The sequence below is a fragment of the Streptomyces flavotricini genome (assembly GCF_020639365.1).
Taxonomy (GTDB): Bacteria; Actinomycetota; Actinomycetes; order Streptomycetales; family Streptomycetaceae; genus Streptomyces; species Streptomyces flavotricini.
The window spans coordinates 5,580,906-5,599,679 of record NZ_JAINUL010000001.1; the positions used below are offsets into that span (position 1 = coordinate 5,580,906).

Annotated in this window: 21 protein-coding genes; 15 read left to right on the plus strand and 6 right to left on the minus strand. The window is 69.9% G+C overall.

The genetic code is table 11. The features are described 5' to 3' along the window. Window positions 1–230 precede the first annotated feature (230 nt). The 5 genes from K7B10_RS25390 (at window position 231) to K7B10_RS25410 (ending at window position 5,155) form a co-directional block, all read left to right on the plus strand. Entirely contained in the window at window positions 231–1,055 is an 825-nt protein-coding gene (locus K7B10_RS25390; protein WP_229339395.1) for an ABC transporter permease, read from the plus strand. 64 nt (window positions 1,056–1,119) lie between these two features. Beyond that, on the plus strand, window positions 1,120–1,968 hold the full coding sequence (locus K7B10_RS25395) for an ABC transporter permease (RefSeq protein ID WP_229345393.1): 849 nt from the start codon (window positions 1,120–1,122) through the stop codon (window positions 1,966–1,968). A 2-nt stretch (window positions 1,969–1,970) separates the two neighbouring features. Then, window positions 1,971–2,969 carry an ABC transporter ATP-binding protein gene (locus K7B10_RS25400; protein ID WP_372481460.1) on the plus strand — a complete coding sequence of 333 codons (999 nt, stop codon included), beginning with the start codon at window positions 1,971–1,973 and terminating at the stop codon, window positions 2,967–2,969. 74 nt (window positions 2,970–3,043) lie between these two features. Next, window positions 3,044–3,751 carry a DUF1707 SHOCT-like domain-containing protein gene (locus K7B10_RS25405; RefSeq protein WP_229339397.1) on the plus strand — a complete coding sequence of 236 codons (708 nt, stop codon included), beginning with the start codon at window positions 3,044–3,046 and terminating at the stop codon, window positions 3,749–3,751. 57 nt (window positions 3,752–3,808) lie between these two features. After that, window positions 3,809–5,155, plus strand: coding sequence for a DUF445 domain-containing protein (locus tag K7B10_RS25410; protein ID WP_267501466.1), 1,347 nt, complete (start codon window positions 3,809–3,811; stop codon window positions 5,153–5,155). 13 nt (window positions 5,156–5,168) lie between these two features. On the opposite strand, the gene K7B10_RS25415 is transcribed toward K7B10_RS25410, so the two are convergent. Beyond that, the gene (locus K7B10_RS25415) at window positions 5,169–5,468 is read right to left on the minus strand and encodes a hypothetical protein (RefSeq protein ID WP_134075632.1); all 300 of its coding nucleotides are present in this window, start codon (window positions 5,466–5,468) and stop codon (window positions 5,169–5,171) included. A 53-nt stretch (window positions 5,469–5,521) separates the two neighbouring features. Then, window positions 5,522–5,698 carry a hypothetical protein gene (locus tag K7B10_RS25420; RefSeq protein ID WP_229339398.1) on the minus strand — a complete coding sequence of 59 codons (177 nt, stop codon included), beginning with the start codon at window positions 5,696–5,698 and terminating at the stop codon, window positions 5,522–5,524. A gap of 155 nt (window positions 5,699–5,853) precedes the next feature. Here K7B10_RS25420 and K7B10_RS25425 point away from each other — a divergent pair, with 155 nt between their 5' ends. The 4 genes from K7B10_RS25425 (at window position 5,854) to K7B10_RS25440 (ending at window position 9,908) form a co-directional block, all read left to right on the plus strand. Further along, the gene (locus K7B10_RS25425) at window positions 5,854–6,426 is read left to right on the plus strand and encodes a GNAT family N-acetyltransferase (protein WP_229339400.1); all 573 of its coding nucleotides are present in this window, start codon (window positions 5,854–5,856) and stop codon (window positions 6,424–6,426) included. 54 nt (window positions 6,427–6,480) lie between these two features. Further along, window positions 6,481–7,620, plus strand: a complete 1,140-nt coding sequence (locus K7B10_RS25430) for a hypothetical protein (RefSeq protein ID WP_229339402.1) — start codon at window positions 6,481–6,483, stop codon at window positions 7,618–7,620. Between the two features lie 98 nt (window positions 7,621–7,718). Continuing rightward, the gene (locus K7B10_RS25435; protein WP_229339404.1) at window positions 7,719–8,705 is read left to right on the plus strand and encodes a DNA cytosine methyltransferase; all 987 of its coding nucleotides are present in this window, start codon (window positions 7,719–7,721) and stop codon (window positions 8,703–8,705) included. Window positions 8,706–8,732: 27 nt separating this feature from the next. After that, a complete protein-coding gene (locus K7B10_RS25440; protein ID WP_229339406.1) occupies window positions 8,733–9,908 on the plus strand; it encodes a DNA cytosine methyltransferase in 1,176 nt (391 codons plus the stop codon). On the opposite strand, the gene K7B10_RS25445 is transcribed toward K7B10_RS25440, so the two are convergent. From K7B10_RS25445 to K7B10_RS25455, 3 genes are read right to left on the minus strand one after another with little or no spacing between them, the layout of a single operon-like run. Next, complete coding sequence (locus K7B10_RS25445) at window positions 9,898–10,794, minus strand: DUF6339 family protein (RefSeq protein ID WP_229339408.1); 897 nt, start codon at window positions 10,792–10,794, stop codon at window positions 9,898–9,900. The genes K7B10_RS25440 and K7B10_RS25445 overlap by 11 nt on opposite strands. Beyond that, on the minus strand, window positions 10,791–11,768 hold the full coding sequence (locus K7B10_RS25450) for a hypothetical protein (RefSeq protein WP_229339410.1): 978 nt from the start codon (window positions 11,766–11,768) through the stop codon (window positions 10,791–10,793). The genes K7B10_RS25445 and K7B10_RS25450 overlap by 4 nt, the downstream gene beginning before the upstream one ends. Then, complete coding sequence (locus K7B10_RS25455; protein ID WP_229339412.1) at window positions 11,765–13,855, minus strand: helix-turn-helix transcriptional regulator; 2,091 nt, start codon at window positions 13,853–13,855, stop codon at window positions 11,765–11,767. Before K7B10_RS25455 ends, K7B10_RS25450 begins: the two co-directional genes overlap by 4 nt. Window positions 13,856–14,100: 245 nt before the next feature. On the opposite strand from K7B10_RS25455, the gene K7B10_RS25460 reads away from it, so the two are divergent. Together K7B10_RS25460 and K7B10_RS25465 are read left to right on the plus strand one after the other, a co-directional pair. Beyond that, on the plus strand, window positions 14,101–14,259 hold the full coding sequence (locus tag K7B10_RS25460; RefSeq protein WP_229339414.1) for a hypothetical protein: 159 nt from the start codon (window positions 14,101–14,103) through the stop codon (window positions 14,257–14,259). A gap of 144 nt (window positions 14,260–14,403) precedes the next feature. Next, window positions 14,404–14,784: a very short patch repair endonuclease gene (locus K7B10_RS25465; protein ID WP_308284689.1), complete on the plus strand. Its 381-nt coding sequence runs from the start codon at window positions 14,404–14,406 to the stop codon at window positions 14,782–14,784. 20 nt (window positions 14,785–14,804) lie between these two features. Here K7B10_RS25465 and K7B10_RS25470 read toward each other — a convergent pair whose 3' ends face one another. After that, entirely contained in the window at window positions 14,805–15,803 is a 999-nt protein-coding gene (locus K7B10_RS25470; RefSeq protein ID WP_229339418.1) for an SEC-C domain-containing protein, read from the minus strand. Window positions 15,804–15,858: 55 nt separating this feature from the next. Here K7B10_RS25470 and K7B10_RS25475 point away from each other — a divergent pair, with 55 nt between their 5' ends. The 4 genes from K7B10_RS25475 to K7B10_RS25490 all read left to right on the plus strand — a co-directional run bounded on the left by K7B10_RS25475 (window position 15,859) and on the right by K7B10_RS25490 (window position 18,712). Next, a complete protein-coding gene (locus tag K7B10_RS25475) occupies window positions 15,859–16,656 on the plus strand; it encodes a class E sortase (protein WP_229339420.1) in 798 nt (265 codons plus the stop codon). A gap of 53 nt (window positions 16,657–16,709) precedes the next feature. Beyond that, entirely contained in the window at window positions 16,710–17,015 is a 306-nt protein-coding gene (locus K7B10_RS25480; protein WP_372481461.1) for a DUF6412 domain-containing protein, read from the plus strand. Between the two features lie 106 nt (window positions 17,016–17,121). Then, entirely contained in the window at window positions 17,122–17,733 is a 612-nt protein-coding gene (locus K7B10_RS25485; RefSeq protein WP_229339422.1) for a YidC/Oxa1 family membrane protein insertase, read from the plus strand. A 121-nt stretch (window positions 17,734–17,854) separates the two neighbouring features. Continuing rightward, on the plus strand, window positions 17,855–18,712 hold the full coding sequence (locus K7B10_RS25490) for a fumarylacetoacetate hydrolase family protein (protein WP_229339424.1): 858 nt from the start codon (window positions 17,855–17,857) through the stop codon (window positions 18,710–18,712). Window positions 18,713–18,774: the final 62 nt, after the last annotated feature.

Genomic DNA, 18,774 nt, shown 5'->3' on the forward strand with positions numbered 1-18,774 from the left:
ACTCCTCGACGCCGTACGAAATATCCACGTCTGTACCCCATGCTGTCTACCCGATGGCCGCTCATTCCGCGTCGGACGGGCGTAAATCGGTCGCGTGGATCGCCCCTCCGCACTAAGCTCGCGCGCTTTGGCCGACGTAGGAACGACCGGGAAATCGGAGGGATACGGTGCGCCAGGGAACGGCTCGCGGGATACCGCACGGAACGGCTCGGGGAACGGTTCGCGGGACCGTGCGCGCCACCGTGCGCGGAGCGCGGCTCTATCCGGCCGTCGCGGCCGGCGGGTTCAGGCGCTACGCCACCTACGGGACGGCGACGGCGGCCGGGGTGTTCACCAACACCGTCTTCGGCTTCGTCCTCGCGTACACGTACGTCGCGTTGTGGGACGAGCGGCCCGGGCTGGGCGGCTACGACCAGGCGCAGGCGCTGACGTTCGTCTGGGTGAGCCAGTCGCTGCTGGCCGCGGGCGCGCTCATCGGCGGCGGCTTCCAGGAGGAGATGCAGGAGCGCATCCGTACGGGTGACATCGCCGTCGACCTGTACCGGCCGGCCGACCTCCAGATGTGGTGGCTCGCCGCCGATCTGGGGAGGGCCGGCTTCCAGTTGCTCGGGCGCGGGGTGGTGCCGCTGCTCGCGGGGGCGCTGGCGTTCCAACTGGCCCTGCCCGCCGACCCGCTGCGCTGGCTGCTGTTCCTGGTGTCCGTCGTCCTCGCGCTGCTCGTCAGCTTCGGGGTGCGGTACCTGCTGGGGCTGGCCGCGTTCTGGCTGATGGACGGGGCGGGGATCAATCTGGTGGCCGTCGTCGTCACGGTCTTCTTCTCCGGGATGCTGCTGCCGCTGACGGTGTTCCCGGGCGGCTTCGGGGAGTTCGTCCGCGTCCTGCCGTGGTCGGCGATGATCCAGGTTCCGCTGGACGTGCTGATGGGCGTGCACTCCGGCGCCGGGGGCGCGGTGCGGGCGCTGGCCTTCCAGTCGGTGTGGGCGCTCGTACTGCTGGGCGCGGGGCGGCTGTTGCAGTCGGCCGCGACACGGAAGGTGGTCGTCCAGGGTGGCTGAGGCGGAAGCGGTCGAGAGTGCGGTGGCGCCGGCGCGGTCCGGTGGACCGAAGGGCGCGCCCGTACTGCCCGTACTGCCGGTACCACCCCTGGTGCCGGTGCGGATCCGGGCCGTGGAGGGGCTGCGCGGCTACGGGTTGATCGTGGCGATGTGGGTCCGGTCGACGATGGCGTACCGGACGTCGTTCTTCCTCTCCACCTTCGGGAACGCGGCGATCACGCTGCTCGACTTCGTCGCGATCTGGATCATGTTCTCGCACGTGGACGTGCTGGGCGGCTTCACGCTGCCCGAGATCGCCCTCCTGTACGGGTCCTCCTCGGCCTCCCTGGGACTGGCGGACCTGCTCCTCGGCAATACGGACCGGATCGGCGTCCGGATCCGCGACGGCTCGCTCGACACCATGCTGGTGCGCCCGGTCCCGGTGCTCGCGCAGGTCGCGGCCGACCGCTTCGCGCTGCGCCGGGTGGGGCGGATCGGGCAGGGGCTGGCGGTGCTGGTCTGGGCGGTCTCGCAGCTGGACGTGGAGTGGACGGCCGGGAAGGTGCTGCTGGTGCCCGTCATGGTGCTGGCCGGGGCGGCGATCTTCGGGGCGGTGATGGTGGCCGGGGCGGCGTTCCAGTTCGTCGCCGGCGACGCGGCGGAGGTGCAGAACTCCTTCACGTACGGCGGGAACACGATGCTCCAGTACCCGCCGACGGTGTTCGCGAAGGACCTGTTGCGCGGGGTCACGTTCATCGTGCCGCTGGCCTTCGTGAACTGGCTGCCGGCGCTGTACGTGCTGGGGCGGCCGTATCCGCTGGGGCTGCCGGGGTGGGTGGCGTTCGTGAGCCCGCTGGTGGCGGTGGCTGTATTCGTGCCCGCTTCGCTGGCTTGGCGCGCGGGACTTCGTTCGTACCGGAGTACGGGGAGCTGAGGGTGAGCGGTGTGGGAGGGGTGAGCGGCGTGGGCGGGGATGCGCTGATCGAGCTGGAGGGGGTCGAGAAGGTCTTCGACGTACGGCGCCGGACGGGTCTGATGCGCCGGGAGAAACGGCAGGTCAGGGCCGTGGACGGGATCAGCTTCGAGGTGGCGCGGGGGGAGGTGGTCGGCTACATCGGGCCCAACGGCGCCGGGAAGTCGACGACGATCAAGATGCTGACCGGCATCCTCACCCCGAGCGGCGGCCGGCTGCGCGTCGCCGGCATCGACCCGGCGCGGGAGCGCATGCGGCTGGCGCACCGGATCGGGGTGGTGTTCGGGCAGCGGACCACGCTGTGGTGGGACCTGCCGCTGAAGGACTCGTACGGGCTGATGCGGCGGATGTACCGGATCCCGCGGGCGCGCTTCGAGGAGAACCTGGAGCGGTGCGTGGACCGCCTCGACCTGGCCGAGCTGCTGGACGTACCGGTACGGCAGCTGTCGCTGGGGCAGCGGATGCGCGGGGACATCGCGGCGGCGCTGCTGCACGACCCGGACGTGCTGTACCTGGACGAGCCGACGATCGGGCTCGACGTGGTGAGCAAGGCGAAGGTACGGGCCTTCCTGCGGCAGCTGAACGCGGAGCTCGGCACGACCGTGCTGCTGACGACGCACGACCTCCAGGACATCGAGCAGCTGTGCGAGCGGGTGATGGTGATCGACCAAGGGCGCCTGATGTACGACGGGGCACTGGCCGGCCTGCACTCGATGGGGGAGGGCGGCGGCGAGCGCACGCTGGTGGTCGACCTGGAGCGGGAGCTTCCGGAGATCAGCGTGGAGGGGGCGCGGGTGGTGAAGGTGGACGGGCCGCGGCAGTGGCTGGCGTTCCCGGCGGGGGCCTCGGCGGCGCCGCTGGTGGCGGAGGTGGCGGCTCGGTATCCGCTGCTGGACCTGTCGGTGCGGGAGCCGGACATCGAGGACGTCATCGCGAGGATGTACGAGCGGGGCCAGGGGTAAATCAGGGATGTGCGGGGGCTGGTACCAGGGTTGGGCCATACAACTCTTCCGCACGACTACATAGGCTGGTCCCCATGACTGACGAGCGGCCGGAGAAGCCGTTGCCGGAGCTGAGGGCGTCGGATGCCGACCGCGAGCGGGTGGTGGAGCGTCTGCGGGACGCCGTCGCCGAGGGCCGGATCGACATGGAGGAGTTCGAGGAGCGGCTGGAGGCCGCGTACAAGTCGAAGACGTACGCGGAACTGGAACCGATCACCAGCGATCTGCCGGCGCCGGGCGGGCACCCGATGCCGCTCGCGGCCGCGCCGCCGGCCCCGGCCCAGGCGGCGGACGGCTCGTGGGCCTCGCGGATCGGGGGCGGCGGCATACCGGCGTCGGCCTCGGCGGCGGTCGCGGTGATGTCCTCGTTCCAGCGCAAGGGCACCTGGACGGTGCCGCCGCGGCTGGACGCGGTGGCGTTCTGGGGCAGCGGCGACCTCGACCTGCGCGAGGCGAACTTCGCGGAGCGCGAGGTCGTGATCAACTGCATCGCGATCATGGGCGGCATCCAGATCACGGTCCCGCCGGGCGTGGAGGTCGACGTACGGGGCTTCGGCTTCATGGGCGCCTTCGACCAGCGCGACACCCCGGGCCCGGTGGGCCCGGGCGCCCCGAGGGTGGTCGTGACGGGCCTGGCCTTCTGGGGCGGGGTGGAGGTCAAGGTCAAGCCGCCGAAGTCCCCGAAGTCCCCGAAGCGCCCGAAGTCCCTGGGTGACGGCCCGAACCTCCGCAAGGAGCTGTAGGGCGGGCGGCGGATCGGCGCGCCGGGAACTCCTGAGGGGTCCCGGGAGTCGGATGCTATGCAGACAAAACCGGCGCCCGGGGGAAGGGAGGAACACGTGGACCACCGCACCAAGGCCGCAGGTACCCGCATCGGCACCGGCGGGTTCGTGTTCAACGAGGCCGACGAGGAGCGCCGCCGCGGCGTCCGCCGCATGAAGACCACCGCGACCGGCCTGCTGATCCTGGTCGCACTGGTCTACGTACTGACCACGTGGGCGGAGCACGCCGGCGCCGGCGCCTGGGCGGGCTACGTCCGGGCCGCCGCCGAGGCCGGCATGGTCGGCGCGCTCGCGGACTGGTTCGCCGTCACCGCGCTCTTCCGGCGTCCGCTCGGCCTGCCGATCCCGCACACCGCGATCATCCCGACCAAGAAGGATCAGCTCGGCGTCTCCCTCGGGGAGTTCGTCGGCGAGAACTTCCTCTCCCCGGACGTGGTCCGCGCCCGTCTGCACGCCCTCGGCATCGGCGCCCGCCTCGGATCCTGGCTGGCCGAGCCCGCGCACGCCGACCGGGTCACGGCCGAGCTGGCCACCGCGCTGCGCGGGGCCCTGACCGTACTGCGCGACTCCGATGTGCAGGCCGTGGTGGGGGAGGCCATCACGCGGCGGGCCGAGACCGCCGAGATCGCACCCGGGATCGGCAAGACCCTGGAAAAGGTCGTCGCGGACGGCGGGCACCGCCGCGTCGTCGACCTCGTCTGCGTCAAGGCCCACGACTGGCTGGTGACGCACGGGGAGTCGGTGATGGGCGCGGTCCAGGGCGGGGCGCCCGGCTGGACCCCGCGCTTCGTGGACCGCAAGGTCGGCGAGCGCGTGTACAAGGAGCTGCTCCGCTTCCTGACGGAGATGCGGGACATGCCGGAGCACCCGGCGCGCGGGGCGGTGGACCGGTTCCTGACGGACTTCGCGGCCGACCTCCAGTCGGACACGGACACCCGGGCCCGCGTGGAGCGCCTGAAGTCGGAGATCCTCCAGCGCGGGGAGGTGCAGGACGTGATCGCCTCCGCCTGGACCGCGATCCGGGCGATGATCATCTCGGCGGCGGAGGACGAGCACAGCGAGCTGCGGCTGCGGGTCCGGTCCTCACTGCTGTCGCTGGGGGCGCGGCTGGCCACGGACGGCCGGCTCCAGGACAAGGTGGAGGGCTGGATCGAGGGTGCGGTGGTGTACGTGGTGACCACGTACCGGACCGAGATCACCTCGCTGATCACTGACACCGTGGCCGGGTGGGACGCCGAGCACACGTCGCGGAAGATCGAGGCCCACATCGGCCGGGACCTGCAGTTCATCCGCATCAACGGCACGGTGGTCGGCGCCCTGGCCGGACTGATGATCTACACGGTGTCGCAGGCGCTGGGGGCGTAGGCCGCGCCCCGGCTCAGCCGCGGTCGGCGACGACCCAGGAGGCGGTCGCCACGACGGCCGCGGCCCCGAGGACGGCCGGCCAGGCCCCGACCTTCTTGGCCAGCGGGTGCGCGCCCGCGAAGCCGGCGACGTACAGCGCGCCGAGCCCGGCCGCCGCGGGGGTGCCGCCGCGCCGGTGCCATTCCCGTCCGGCGGCCAGTCCGGCGGCGCCGAGGACGACCCCGCCCAGCGGGCGCTTCTTGGTCCACCGGGCGACGGCGTACCCGCCGACCAGTCCGGCGGCCGCCACTGCGGAACTCGGTACGCGCGCCATGCCCAACTCCTCAAATCGTCTGATCTCACTTGTATTACTGCGAGGCTACGAGGCTAACGCGGGGGCCTGACCACCCGGCGGGCGCCCAGCGCCCCGAGAACGAGCACCGCTCCGCCGATCACACCGTCCGGTAGGGCGTCCTTGACGGCGCGCGGCAGCAGCGCCACCACGCCCAGGACGAGGAGGAAGGCGAGCACGCAGCGGCCGGCCGCCCGAATCAGTCTGTCCACGGGCTGCTCAACGCGCCCGCGAGGTCCCCGACACGGAAGACGGGGAGGGGATTTGTCGCACACTCGCCGGATCCGTGCGATACGTGCCTCGGGGAACCGATCCGGCATAAATTGACTCTCCCATCCCGAACGGGAAAAAGAGGAGCTCGGACATCGTGATCTGCTACGGACAGGCCGTCCTCGACCTCGCGGACGAACTGGTCGACGCCTATGCCGACACCTTCTCCGCCCCGCCCTGGAACGAGGACGCAGAAACCATTCGTCAATTCGCGGTCCGGCTGCAGAGCGACAGTCGGCGCCGCGGTTTCCGTACGGCCCTCGCCCAGTCCGCGACCGGCATCGACGGCTTCGCCACCGGCTGGCTCACCCCGGCGACCTTCCCCAAGGACCGCGGGTACGCCCAGGTCGCCGCCCAGCTCGGCCCGGCGCGGGTGCGGGAACTCCTGACGGGCGCGCTGGAGATAGACGAGCTCGCCGTACGCCCGTACGCGCGCGGTCACGGCACCGGCCGCACCCTGCTCACGGAGATCACCGCCGACGCCCCGGACCGCCGGGCCTGGCTGCTGACCTCCCGCCTGGCCACCGACACGGTGGCCACGTACCGCCGCCTGGGCTGGCACGAGGTCACGGCCCGCCCGGGCACGCAGACGGGCGTGATCGTCTTCCTCTCCCCGGGACACCCGGGCGCCGAGGGGGTGTCCGGCGGATCAGGGCCGGGCCCGCGCTGATCCGAAGGGTGCGGCCCAGGGGTGCCGGTGCCCCGGACCGGGCATACCGCGGGCATGATCACCACACCTCAGACGAAGCGGCCGACGCACCGGGAACAGAACCGGGGACCGAACCGGGGACGGGACCGGGAACAGAACCGGGGACCGAACCGGGCGGCGGCGCAGACGGCTCGCAGGCAACTCAACCTGGCCACCCGCCACCAGCTCGCCGCCTCCGGGATCCCGGAGGGCACCATCACCTCCCGCACCCGCCCGGGCGGGCCCTGGCAGCGCTTGCTCCCCCGGGTCTACCTCCTCCAGACCGGCCCCCCGGACCACCGCCAGCGCGCCCTCGCCGCCGTCCTGTACGCCGCCGAACCCACCACGGACCCGCTCTCCGGCGACACGGCCGTCCTCACCGGCGGCGCCGCCCTGGCCCTCCTCGGCATCCGCGACGCCCCGCACACCCCGGCCGACGTCCTGATCCGCGCCCCGCGCCGGCTCACCGGCACCCCGGAGGTCCGCCCGCTGGCCACCGCGCGCTGGCCGCGCACCATCGCGGTGTCCGGCGTCCCGAGCACCCGCCCGGTGCGCGCGGCGGCCGACTTCGCCGCCCGTGCCGAGGACCCCGACCGCATCCGCTCGACCCTGGCCCACGTCGTCCAGGCCGGCTGGTGCCACCCGCAGGACCTGCACGCCGAGCTCCGCGCGGCCCGCCTCCTCACCCGCCCGGCCGTCCGCGCCGCCGCGTCGGAACTCGTCGTGGGGGTCCGCTCGATCGCCGAGGCCCTGGCCCGGGACACCCTGACGGCGACGGACCTCCCGACCCCGCTGTGGAACGCCCGCCTGTACGCCCCGGACGGCACCTTCCTGGCCATTCCCGACGCGTACTGGCCGGACGAGGGCGTGGCCCTGGAGATCGACTCGGCGGAGTACCACTACACCCGCGACGCCTGGCACGCCACGCTCCACCGCCGCCTGCGCCTGGAGTCCCACGGCATCCTGGTGATCAGCGCGACCCCGTCGATGATCCGCGACACCCCCGCGGAAGTCGTCCAGGCCCTCCGCACCCTCCTGACCCTCACCCGCACCCGCCCCACCCCACCCACAGCCCAAGCCCGAGGCCACGTCCAACTGGCTCTCCGGTTCGAGATCTCCGCACCAGTGGCTGGCCGAAAAGATTCGTCCAAAAATGATGAGGATACGTCTTCCTGAGAGAAGTAGATTGATCGAAATCATGGGGCTCTGTCAGGAGTGTGATGCTCGCAAACGAATCGCTGAAGTCCCTCGAGATTTGTGCAGGGGCGGGAGGTATGGCACTCGGTCTGGAATCGGTGGGGTTCGAACCTGCTGCCCTTGTGGAAAAGGATGTGAGAACGTGTGAAACCCTTGCCGTGAATCGCCCGCACTGGAACGTGATCCGGACCTCGCTCGAAGAGTTCGAACCAGGCGAACATACGCAGGTCTACGATGTGGACCTCCTGTCGGCCGGTATGCCCCGCATCAAGTCGGCGGCCACGGCGAAGCGTCCCGAGGACCTGGAGGAGCGGGAGCTCTTCCGCTGCGCGCTCTATCTCGTCGGCCCCGTCCAACCTCGGGCAGTGCTGTTCGACAACGTTCCGGAGATGGTCCACGGCGACGCGTTCGCAGCGGAGCGCGAGGAGATCCGCAAAGAGCTGGAGCACCTGGGCTACCGGTTGCACTGGCGGATCCTGAACGCCAAGGATTTCGGTGTCCCGCAGGATCGCGAGCACGGACTCATGGTGGCGGTGAAGGAAGAGTACGCGGACGGGTACAGGTGGCCGGACCCTTCGCCGGAAGCGCCGACGGTGGGGGACGTACTCCACGCGTCCATGCGCGCCCGCCGCTGGGCCCATGCCGATGAGTGGCGGGCCCACGCTCGGCGGGTTGCACCCACGCTCGTCGGCGGATCGGACCGGCGGGGAGGCGCCGATCTGGGACTTTCGGGTAGCAAGACCATCTGGCGGGCGCTCGGGATCAACGGGGGCACCGTCGCCAATGCCGACGCTCAGGAGGATCTGAAGTCCCGCGACAAGCCCAGTGTCTTGTGGGACCTGTCGAGCAAGGGCTGGGAGCTCGAAGCGGAGCCCCACGAGATGCCGGCTCTGACCGTGGCGCAGGCGGCTCTGGTCCAGGGCTTCCCTGGCGCCTGGAGGTTCCATGGGTTGAAGACTCATGCGTATCGACAGGTCGGCCACGCGGTGCCCCCGCCACTCGCGGCTGCCGTGGGGCGGCAGATCGCCCGGGCTCTCCAAGCCACCGGTGCGGCGGACGGATGACACCCAAGGCCGGCTAAGATCTCACACATGAGCACGCCGCAGACTTCCGCCTCCGTCACAGTCGTTGATCTTTTTGCCGGGTGCGGCGGCTTCACGCAAGGGTTTCACGCGTTCCGTCCGGAAGGCGGTTCGTCGCCTGTCTTCCGGACGGTGGCCGCGGTGGAGCACGACATCGCCGCCGCATCGACCTACGCGCTGAACTTCGGGGACGAGGCCGGCGGCACCGAGCACATTCATGCCGGGGACATCGAAGACTGGACGCCCGAGCGTCAGGCGCTCAATGCAGACGTCATCCTGGGCGGCCCGCCATGCCAGGGATTCTCAGGTCTCGGCAAGGAAGATCGTCACGATCCACGTAACAAACTGTGGCGAGAGTACGCGCGAGTAGTCAACGCAATAAAGCCGAAAATCTTCATCGTCGAGAATGTTGACCGCTTCCTTCGGTCGCCGGAATTCGCCCTGTTGCACGAAGCCACCGAAAAGCCCGACGGAATGCTCAAGGACTACGTGCTTGTCCAGCATTCCGTTCTGAATGCCGCCGACTACGGCGTTCCGCAGGCCCGTCGTCGAGTCATGGTCGTGGCCGTCCGGCGTGACCTCACGCACCTTCATGACCTTGCGTACCCGGACCGGACGCACAGCAAGGACGCCGACAAGTTTTTGCCCGGCGCCGGCGGCCCGAAGAAGTGGCTCTCCGTCGAGGACGAGGTCTTCAGACACACGTCGGAGGAGACCAGCACCACCGAACTGCCGGACCGGAAGTGCGAGCCACTCGGCACGTTGCTCCCGGGCGTTTTCCGGACCACAGACCTCCACTTCGGCCGGAATCCGACGGACCTCTCCCGGCAGCGCTATCGGGCGATCCCGGAGGGCGGCAATCGCCACGACCTGCCGCCACACCTCTCAACCGAGAAATGGCTCGCCCACCGCAACGGCTCACATGACGTCATGGGGCGCATGTACCGGGACAGGCCCTCGGTGACGATCCGAACCGAGTTCTACAAGCCCGAAAAGGGCCGTTACCTGCACCCCTGGGCGCACCGCCCCATCACGCACTACGAGGCGGCGCTGATCCAGGGCTTCCCGGCAGACTTCGAGTGGAGTGGCAGCAAGATCCAGATCGGCCGACAGATCGGCAACGCCGTTCCTGTCGGCCTCGCCAAGGCGCTGGCAGGGATGGTCTACGGCGCGCTCACACGTTAGTCGTCTCCTCGCGGACATCCTTTTTGTCGCGGACAGGGGCTGTTCGGAACAGCTCCTCGAATTGCGCGACCAGGCGAGCCACCGACTTTTCGTCGACCCGACCGTCGAACGGCCCCTGTGGGAGTCGGTTCGGCTGCCAGTAGACATCGGTCTGCGAGGCGATCCAGGCGGCCTGCGCCTCGTGGTCCCTCGGCTGGTCCGGGGCGACCACCTCGTAGACAATCGTGCTGGCTGCACTGCCCGCTGCCTTTACGAGTCCGTTGATGTCCCTACCGGTGCGGACCACTTCCTTCTGCAGCAGTCGCAGCAGGGCCTGTGCTGTCGGCCGATGGTTCACCAAGTCGAGGCGTAGGGCCGTGTGCAGGACGTCCTGGTTCGCGCAGGCAGTCACGACAGGCTCATAGTCGTCACCGTTCCGGAACAACTCCGCCGCCCACCAGAGCCGGGAGAAGTACTGGATGTCCCAACGTCCGGCGAAGCGGGCTGCCTGCCCGACGATACGTCTTCCCCCCGCCGGACGGCCCCAGCGGAGCCGGATCAGTTCGGCTCCCATCACCAGCCCTATGTAGTTCCACAACTGGTTGTCGGTGGCCTCGGCGCGGGTGAGACGCAGCGTGGAATGGAGACGAGGGGCGAGCCACTGGTCCAAAGAGGCAGGCGACCCGCCCGTCCTGATCCGATCGGCCGACTCCTCCAGGAGGGAATCGAGTTCCCCGGTCGTCCAGCGTCGTTCGTCCGGGAACCAGTACGAGATCCCCTGCCGAAGCCGCTCCGCAGGGACAGGGGCATCCTCCTCCACCACGGCACGGCTGAGGAAGCTGGCTGCCATGGTGTCAGGCAATCGCCCCAGCCGGTCCGTCGGTACGTTCGGGGCTGCCGGGGTCATCGGATCTCCTTCTTGGTCGAGAGCTTCCGCAGGTCACGCAGTCCCGCGGACAGTTTGCGAGTACGTAGGGCACGACGACCCGCTGCATGGTGCAGGCGACGCTGCAGATCTGCACCGCTACCCCCGGCCACGCGCTCGGCGACCAGCTCGGCGAGCTTCTCCTCCACCTCTACGTCCGGGTACATGTCGGGCAGGAGCTCGCGTAGTACGTCACCGAGCCACCCTTCCGGCCAGACGACCTGGCCGGCGTCCAGCTCCGTCGCATAAAGGGCGGAGCCGAAGAGGGACGCCCATACTTCAGTGGCGATCTGAGAGCCCAACACCTCGCCGAAAAGCCGTTGTTCGGCGCTTCCTGAACGTTGGAGGGCCTCACGCAGTCCGTCGAACTCCGAGTTGAGGTGGAGGAAGGGGTCACCGGCATCGAAGTCCAGCAACCAGGGATCGTCCACGTACTGTTCGAAGCCCTCCTGCTTGCTGAACTCGACCCACCGCATGGGAATCACTCGGTCTGCCACCGGCTGCTTGGCTTGGAACGCGATGTACCAGGGGTCGGGCGCAGCGCCGATAAGGCGTCCCGGGACACCATCGACGCTCGCCACCACGCGGACGGTCAGTTCGCTACGGCCCACGTGCTCGCCACGTGGGAGTTCCACGTCGCCTGTCCAACGGCCGGTGCCGTCTGAGGACAGAGGGAAAACGGTGTACACGTTCGCCCTACGGTTGGTGACCACGGCTACACATACGATGTCGTGCCACGGTCCGTTGGCCAGCTCCTCCGCGTCTGCCGTCACCGACACCATGAGACGGACTTCACGCCAGTTCTCGTTGCTCTCCGTCAAAGCCTGAAGTGCCACGACTTGCTGGGCGTCGCTCACGTAGGCGTCCAGGGGGGCCGGCACGTTGTCGATGCGGAGACCATCGACCGTCAGTCGGACGTCGCGACTGAGGATCTGGTAGGGGAAGACGGACTTCATACCACGACCTCCTGGGCCCGGCGGATGTCGACCGACACTCGCGACATAGCTCCGACGACCGGGTGGCTGGTCACGTCGGTAATCGCGCGGAACCTCACCTGCGTCGCGTGTGGGTCGCACACCAGGTTGCCCAGAGGCGTCAGTTCACACCGGTCCAACGGGATGATCTCCTTCCAGGAGACGGCAGCACCCGGTCCGGAACCGAACCAGAATCGGGGGACAGGTTGGATCACCAATGCATCCGTGGGCTTGCGTTGTTGAGGGATGCGGACGGTGACGATGAGATCCCAGGCGCCCGTCCCGTCCAGGTCCCCTTCCACGGACTTGACCGTCGGGAATGCTTGTATCTTGCGTGGCCCCGCCACCTTGGGCGCCCCCAGGCGGAGCAGTTCGGTGAGGACGACGGGCCCGGCATCCTCTTCCTCCTCGCCTTGCTGTGGGCGTAGGAGCTCCCGGACCTTCTGCTCGGCCCCTTGCTTGAATTCGAGGATCTTCTGACGGGCCCCGCGTTCGTAGGTTGCCGTCAGGTCCTCGGTGCCCACCCAGTCGTTGTGATCCGGCGGCTCGGACGCACGCAGCATCTGTTCCGCTGCCGCGGCTTCGGGGGTACCGTCGAGAGTGGCGTTGCCTGCCAGTAGGACGGCCTGGAAAGCCCGGTGTCCCAGTGGGAGTTCGCCGACCCTCTTCGACTTCACCACCATCCTGCTCGACCGCATCAAGGTGAGGTGGTCGGGGTCAGGCTCCTGGTCGTCCGCGGAGGCGATAAGGAGGACCGCACGGTGCGAACCCTCTCCCACTGCTGGCGTCCCGTCCTTGCGCGCGCGCAATTCCAGGAGGACCTCGGTCTGGAGCACCTGCTTCCGGTCGGTCACCTCTTCGACCGTCTCCCCATCGAGGAAGGCCTGCACTGCCCGGGCGCGGGCGGGCTCCACCTCGTGCGGGTCGATGTAGGTGCGCGGCAGCACGGACGTGCCGTTGCGATAGGCCGCGACAGAGCAACGGACTTTTGCGTCGGCGCGTCGACCTCCGACCATCGCCGCCCAGAAATTCGTCGACAAGCTGTCAACCAGACGCTCGTACATCCCCTCCAGACCTTCGGCACGACCGGAGCCGTCGTAGGCACCGACGATCAGCAGGCTGGTACCGGGCGCGTCCTCTTCACGTGTGAGGTACAGACGGGCCGCGGTCTTGTCGTCCCCCCACCAGGACCGGGCAGTCTGGCTGCGCTCCGCGTCGGGGACCCCGAACCAAGCTGGGCCAGCGTACTCGGAGCCCTCGTGCCGGTGCCAGGGGAGCTCCAGGCGTCCTGAGATCCGGTGTTCGCTGCGCCCCTCCTCTGGGGTAGAGAGTGTGCTGTTCACCAGGACGAGCCCGAAGCGGCTGGCTGCCCACAAGGCTGCCTTGCCCAGACCGTACGAGCCGCCCTGGCCTCCCGCCTTGCCGCTGTCCAAGGTGCGTCGGACCACGCGGGCGAACCTGCCGTCGCCGAACTCCGGCCCCGTCAGGCCGTTCGCGTGGTAGTCGTCGACGCGCAGGAGGACGAGACGCTCTTCACGGTGCAGGAGCTCCAGGCCGTCCCTGAGGACACGTCCCACTTTCTGCGCGGGGTCGGCAGCCGAGACGATGTGCTCTTCGACCGTCGCCCATCCCACTGCGTCGAGGAAGTCCCTCAGATGCAGTCCGGACAGCTCGTGCAGCGTATAGGCGGAGTGCACGGGCGGCCCGTCCGGGAGCCGCTCGTCGATACTGTTCTGAGTGGCCTCGCGCGCGAGGACATCGAGGCTCGCCGAGAACGCGAAGCCCGCCACGCCGCCTCCTTCGCGGCCACCGTCCGCCGGGGCCGCGCGGAAGATCCACTTGAGTTCGTCGGGAGCAGAGGCGGGAACGCGATGGTGTAGAGCGTCGAGCCCCGTGACCCCCAGGGCGTCGGCGATCGCCAGCATCTTCTCGGATCTCGGCGTGGCACGCCCGTTGACCCAACCGTTGACTGCCGCCGGCGTCACTCCAACGGTGTCTGCCAGATCTTTCTGGCTGAGACCCCGTAGCCCCAGCATGTACGCGAGCCAGCCCGCGAAGTCCGTCGGCATGCGCACCCCTCCCTGTGTGTGGTTCGTCCAGCATGCCCCACAGTACTTAATTTTCAAGATCGAATTAACAAGACCTGAAGAATTTGGTTGAGAGGTTCTTCCGTAAGGGGCTCCGTGGTGTCACACTGTAATGGTCAGGCGCCCCTCAATTCCCCTTGGTTGCACGGTACTTCGGTGCACCGGGTGGGATGGGGTCGGCGCCACAAGCGACTCCGGGGGTGCGGCTCCCGGTCGGGGAGGTATGGATGAACGAGGCCGTGATCGAGATGTCTGTCCCGGACGGCGAGGGGCGTGTGGTCACCGTGGAGGCCAGCGTGGGCAAGGGGAGGACGGTCTTCACCGTGTACGGTGCGGACGGAAGCGTCGTACGCATCGCGACGGCGACGGAGGCCGCGGGTTCCTGAGGGCCTTCCGCGGAGGCTGACCGAACGGCGCGCAGAAACGTCCCGCCCCTCTGGCGCCGGGATGATGATGGGTAGCGTGGGTGAATGACCGCAAAGCGGACGCAAGGTGCGGTGGTGGCTTCGACTCCGGCGGTAGCCGAACGGATGAGTCGGCAGGCGCGGCGAGACACCAGCCCTGAGGTTGCCGTGCGCAAACTGCTTCACGCCGCTGGACTCCGCTACCGACTGCAGCGGAAAGTGCCCGGTATGTCCCGCCGGACGATCGACATCGCGTTCCCGGGAGTCCGCGTCGCCGTGTTCCTGGACGGATGCTTTTGGCATGGATGTCCGCAACATGCCACCAGCCCGAAGGCGAACTCGGAGTGGTGGAGGGTGAAGCTCGACCGTAACGTCGCTCGTGACCTGGAGACCACCGCTCACCTGCAGGCTGCAGGGTGGCTCGTGCTCCGCTTCTGGGAGCACGAGCCACCAGAGGACGTGGCGATGAGGGTGAGTCAGGTCGTGCGAGGGTTGCAACAGCCCTGACGTCGAGTCGGCTGGCGTACTCAACTACCGCCGTGGCATTCGGCGTACGGCTTGCCGGAGGTGCACCAGCAGGGGGTGTTCGGGGTGGGGGGCCAGGGGGTGGCCTTGCCTCGGGCGGCCAGGGTCGTCGCGTATTCCGGGAGGAGCGAGGGGGAGGCCGGGGAGGTCTTCTCCGATGCCGCGAAGGCCTCGTAGGAGGGGACGCTCGCCGTCACGATGCCGAGGTTCGTCGTGCCCGAGGCCGCCAGGGCGCGCAGGGACGCTTCGATGTGCGTCAGGTGCGCCTCGTGCGAGGGGTATTCCGCCGCGAGGGTCGGGTACGACGTGATGAGCTCGGCCAGTTCGCGGGCCGGCCAGTGCAGGATCGCCACCGGGAACGGGCGGGAGAGGGCGGCGCGGCGGTCGCCCAGTTCGGCGCGGAGGCGGGCGATCTCGGCGCGCAGCTCGGCCGGGTCGTCGGAGCCGAGGGCCCAGATGCGCTTGGGGTCGTGGAGCTCGTCCAGCGGGATCGGGCCGATGTGGCGGGTGTCGGCGACCATGTCCCACTCGTCGTGCGGGAGCCCGAGGAGGCGGCGGACCCGGTGCCGGCCCGTCAGGAGGGCCGTGGTGGCCTGGGTGAGGGGTGCGTTCTCCTCGATGAGGAGGCCGGCCGCCTCGGTGAAGCACTCCTCCGAAGCGGTCAACTCGTCGTGCGCTTCGAGGGTTTCCGCGATGACCTCCCAGGGGGCCGCATCCGCGGGCGCCGCCGCGCGGATGCCCTGGATGAGGGCGCGGGCCTCGGGCTCGTGGCCGTACTCCCACAGGTTCGCCGCCTGGAGCGCCTTGATCAGGTGCGGATCGGCGGGCGAGGAGGCGAGGAGTTGGTCGTACAGCGCGCTGGCGCGGTCCCGGGCGTCACCCAGTTCGAGGTGGGCCGCGGCCTGGAGGAGCAGGGGCTCCTGGTCCTCGGGGTAACGGGTCGCCGTGCGGATGAGGCGCTCGGCTTCGGCGATGTGCTCGGCAGGCGTGTCAGGGCGCATGGTTCACACCGTACTGCCCTGGTCTGTTGGCGGGGGAGGTCTTAGGGTGCGGCCCGTGCGGGATCACATGCGTGTGGTGGTGCAAGGGGGTGGCCGGCGGGGGCGGCGGGCCGGTCTCGCCGGGGTGCTGTGGGCGGCCGCCGAACTGACCGTCACCGTGGGTGTGGTGGTGTTGTTGCTGGTGGTGCACCAGGTGTGGTGGACCAACCGGCAGGCCCTGGCCGCCGCCCGGGAGGAAGTCCGGGAGTTGGAGAAGCGGTGGACCCGTCCTTCCGTCCCCGGCCCTCTTGATTCCGGTCCCGCCGTGGTTCCGGAGCCGTCCGCATCCGCATCCGCATCCGCATCCGCTTCCGCGCCGCCTTCCGCCGCCGAGCCCGGGGCGTCGGCGCGGAAGCCGGCGTCGGCGCCGGCGAGTGAGTCCGCGTACGGCGTGCTGCGGATTCCGCGGCTCGGGGTCGTCGTGCCCATCGCGCAGGGCGTCGACAAGCGGGCCGTGCTGGACAAGGGGTACGCCGGGCACTACCAGGGGACCGCGCAGCCCGGGGCGCAGGGGAACTTCGCGCTCGCCGGGCACCGCAACACCCACGGCGAGCCGTTCCGGTACATCAACCGGCTGCGGGCCGGGGACGAGCTGATCGTCGACGTCCGGGGGCAGCGGTACACGTACGTGGTGGGCAAGACCCTGGGGGAGACCGGCGAGCGGGACACCGGGGTGATCGCGCCGGTGCCGCGCAGTACGGTCCACCCCGAGTACGGCTACGACGGGCCCGGCGCGCACATCACGCTCACCACCTGCACGCCCGAGTACACCTCCACATATCGGCTCGTGGTCTGGGGAACCTTGCGGAGTTAGATCGCGTTCTTGCTCGTGGTGGGTACGGATCGGATCTCGGGAGGGGGCGCGGTATGGCACGGCTCGATCGTCGTCGGCTGCTGATGTCCCTGCTCCTGTTCGCCGGGGTCGTCGGGCTCCTCGGGCTGTTCGCCGGGGAGGGCGGGCTGGGCACCGTCGTGGTCGCCCTCGCCGCCACCGTCGCCGTGGGCGCCGCGGCCCTCGCCGCCCGGCTCGTGCGTCCCGTGCCGCCCCACCGCATACGTACCGCGATACGTGATCGCGAGCAGCGCACGGCGTTCCTGCCGCAGCGTGATCCCGATGCCTCGGGCCGGTCGCGGCCCAGGGCGCCCGGTCGTCTCGTCCTGACGGCCGCGTAGGGGCACCTCTTTCCCTTCATCCCTTCTGTTCGTCGTCGTGCCCCTCGTGGTCGTCGCGCCGAAATGCACTTCTTTCGACGTTGACGAGACCCCTCGGAGGGCCCGCGTGTCCGTTTTCACCCGCCTCGTTGAAGAGCTGGGCAGGCTCCTCGAGCCCGCTCTGGCCGAGTCCGCGACCGCTGCCGCGATCGTGCTGTTCACCGTGCTCGTACGGCTCGCCCTGCATCCGCTGAACCGGGCCGCGTTCCGCGGCGCGACCCCGATGGCCGGACTGCTGCCCGTGCTGCTCCAGCTGCCGGTGTTCTTCCTCATGTACCGGGCCTTCTCCTCGTCCGGCGAGCTGCTGGACCACCGGCTCCTCGCCGCGCCGCTGGGGGCCCGGTGGAGCGATGCCCTCGGTGCGGGCGGCTTCCTCGGCGCGCAGGGGCTGGTGTTCCTGGGGCTGTTCGCGGCCATCGCGGTGGTCGCCGCCTGGAGCGCGGTACGGGGGCGGCGCGCCGCCGCCGAGGCTCCCGTGCCGGTACCGGCCGCCAACGTGAGCGCCGAGCAGCAGGCGGCGCTGCGCAAGCTGGGCGGCGTACTGCCGCTGCTGTCGTTCGGGACGCTGATCACGGCGGCCGTGGTGCCGCTGGCCGCCGGGCTGTACCTGGTGACGACCACCGCGTGGTCCGTGGCCGAGCGGGCGTGGTTCCAGCACCGCAAGCGTTCCAGCCTGTGAACAGGGTCTTGCGGATGGGGCGGCCATCTTGGAGGATCAACCAATTCTCCGATGGCCGCAACCCATCGGCAGGCCCGGGCTCGCCCCTGGGCCGACCACCCACGACCACGGGAGAATGCCCATGAAGCTGCTGCGTGTCGGACCGGTCGGGGCCGAGCGCCCCGCGCTGCTCGACCAGGACGGGACCCTGCGCGACCTGTCCGGCCTGATCGCGGATGTGGACGGCGCGCTGCTGGCCGACGACTCCGTGCTGTCCCGGGTACGGGACGCGGCGGAGTCCGGCGAGCTTCCGGCCCTGGACGCGGAGGGCCTGCGGATCGGCGCGCCGGTCGGCCGGATCGGCAAGATCGTGGGCATCGGGCTGAACTACTTCGGGCACGCCGCCGAGATCGGCGCGGAGCCGCCGGCCGAGCCCATCCTCTTCCTCAAGGCCGCGGACACCGTGGTCGGCCCGGACGACACCGTGCTGATCCCGCGCGGCAGCGTGAAGACCGACTGGGAGGCCGAGCTCGGCGTCGTCATCGGCAGCACCGCCCGCTACCTGTCCTCCGCCGCCGAGGGCCTGGCCCACGTAGGCGGATACGCGCTGGTCAACGACGTATCGGAGCGCGAGTTCCAGATCGAGCGCGGCGGCACCTGGGACAAGGGCAAGAACTGCGAGACGTTCACCCCGCTGGGCCCCTGGCTGCTCACCGCCGACGAGGTGGCGGACCCGCAGGACCTGGACGTGAAGCTCTGGGTCAACGGCGAGCTCAAGCAGGACGGCAACACCGCCGACCAGATCTTCCCGGTCGGCGAGGTCGTGCGGTACCTGAGCCAGTTCATGACGCTGTACCCGGGCGATGTCATCGTCACCGGCACCCCGGCGGGCGTGGCCATGGGCCGGCCCGAGCCGAAGCCGTACCTGCGGGCCGGTGACGTCGTGGAGCTGGAGATCGCGGGCCTCGGCCGCCAGCGCCAGGAGTTCAAGGGCGCGTAGGCGCCGTTCGCCCACGCGTGGGGGGATGGGGGCGGGACGGCATCGGCCGTCCCGCCCCCACC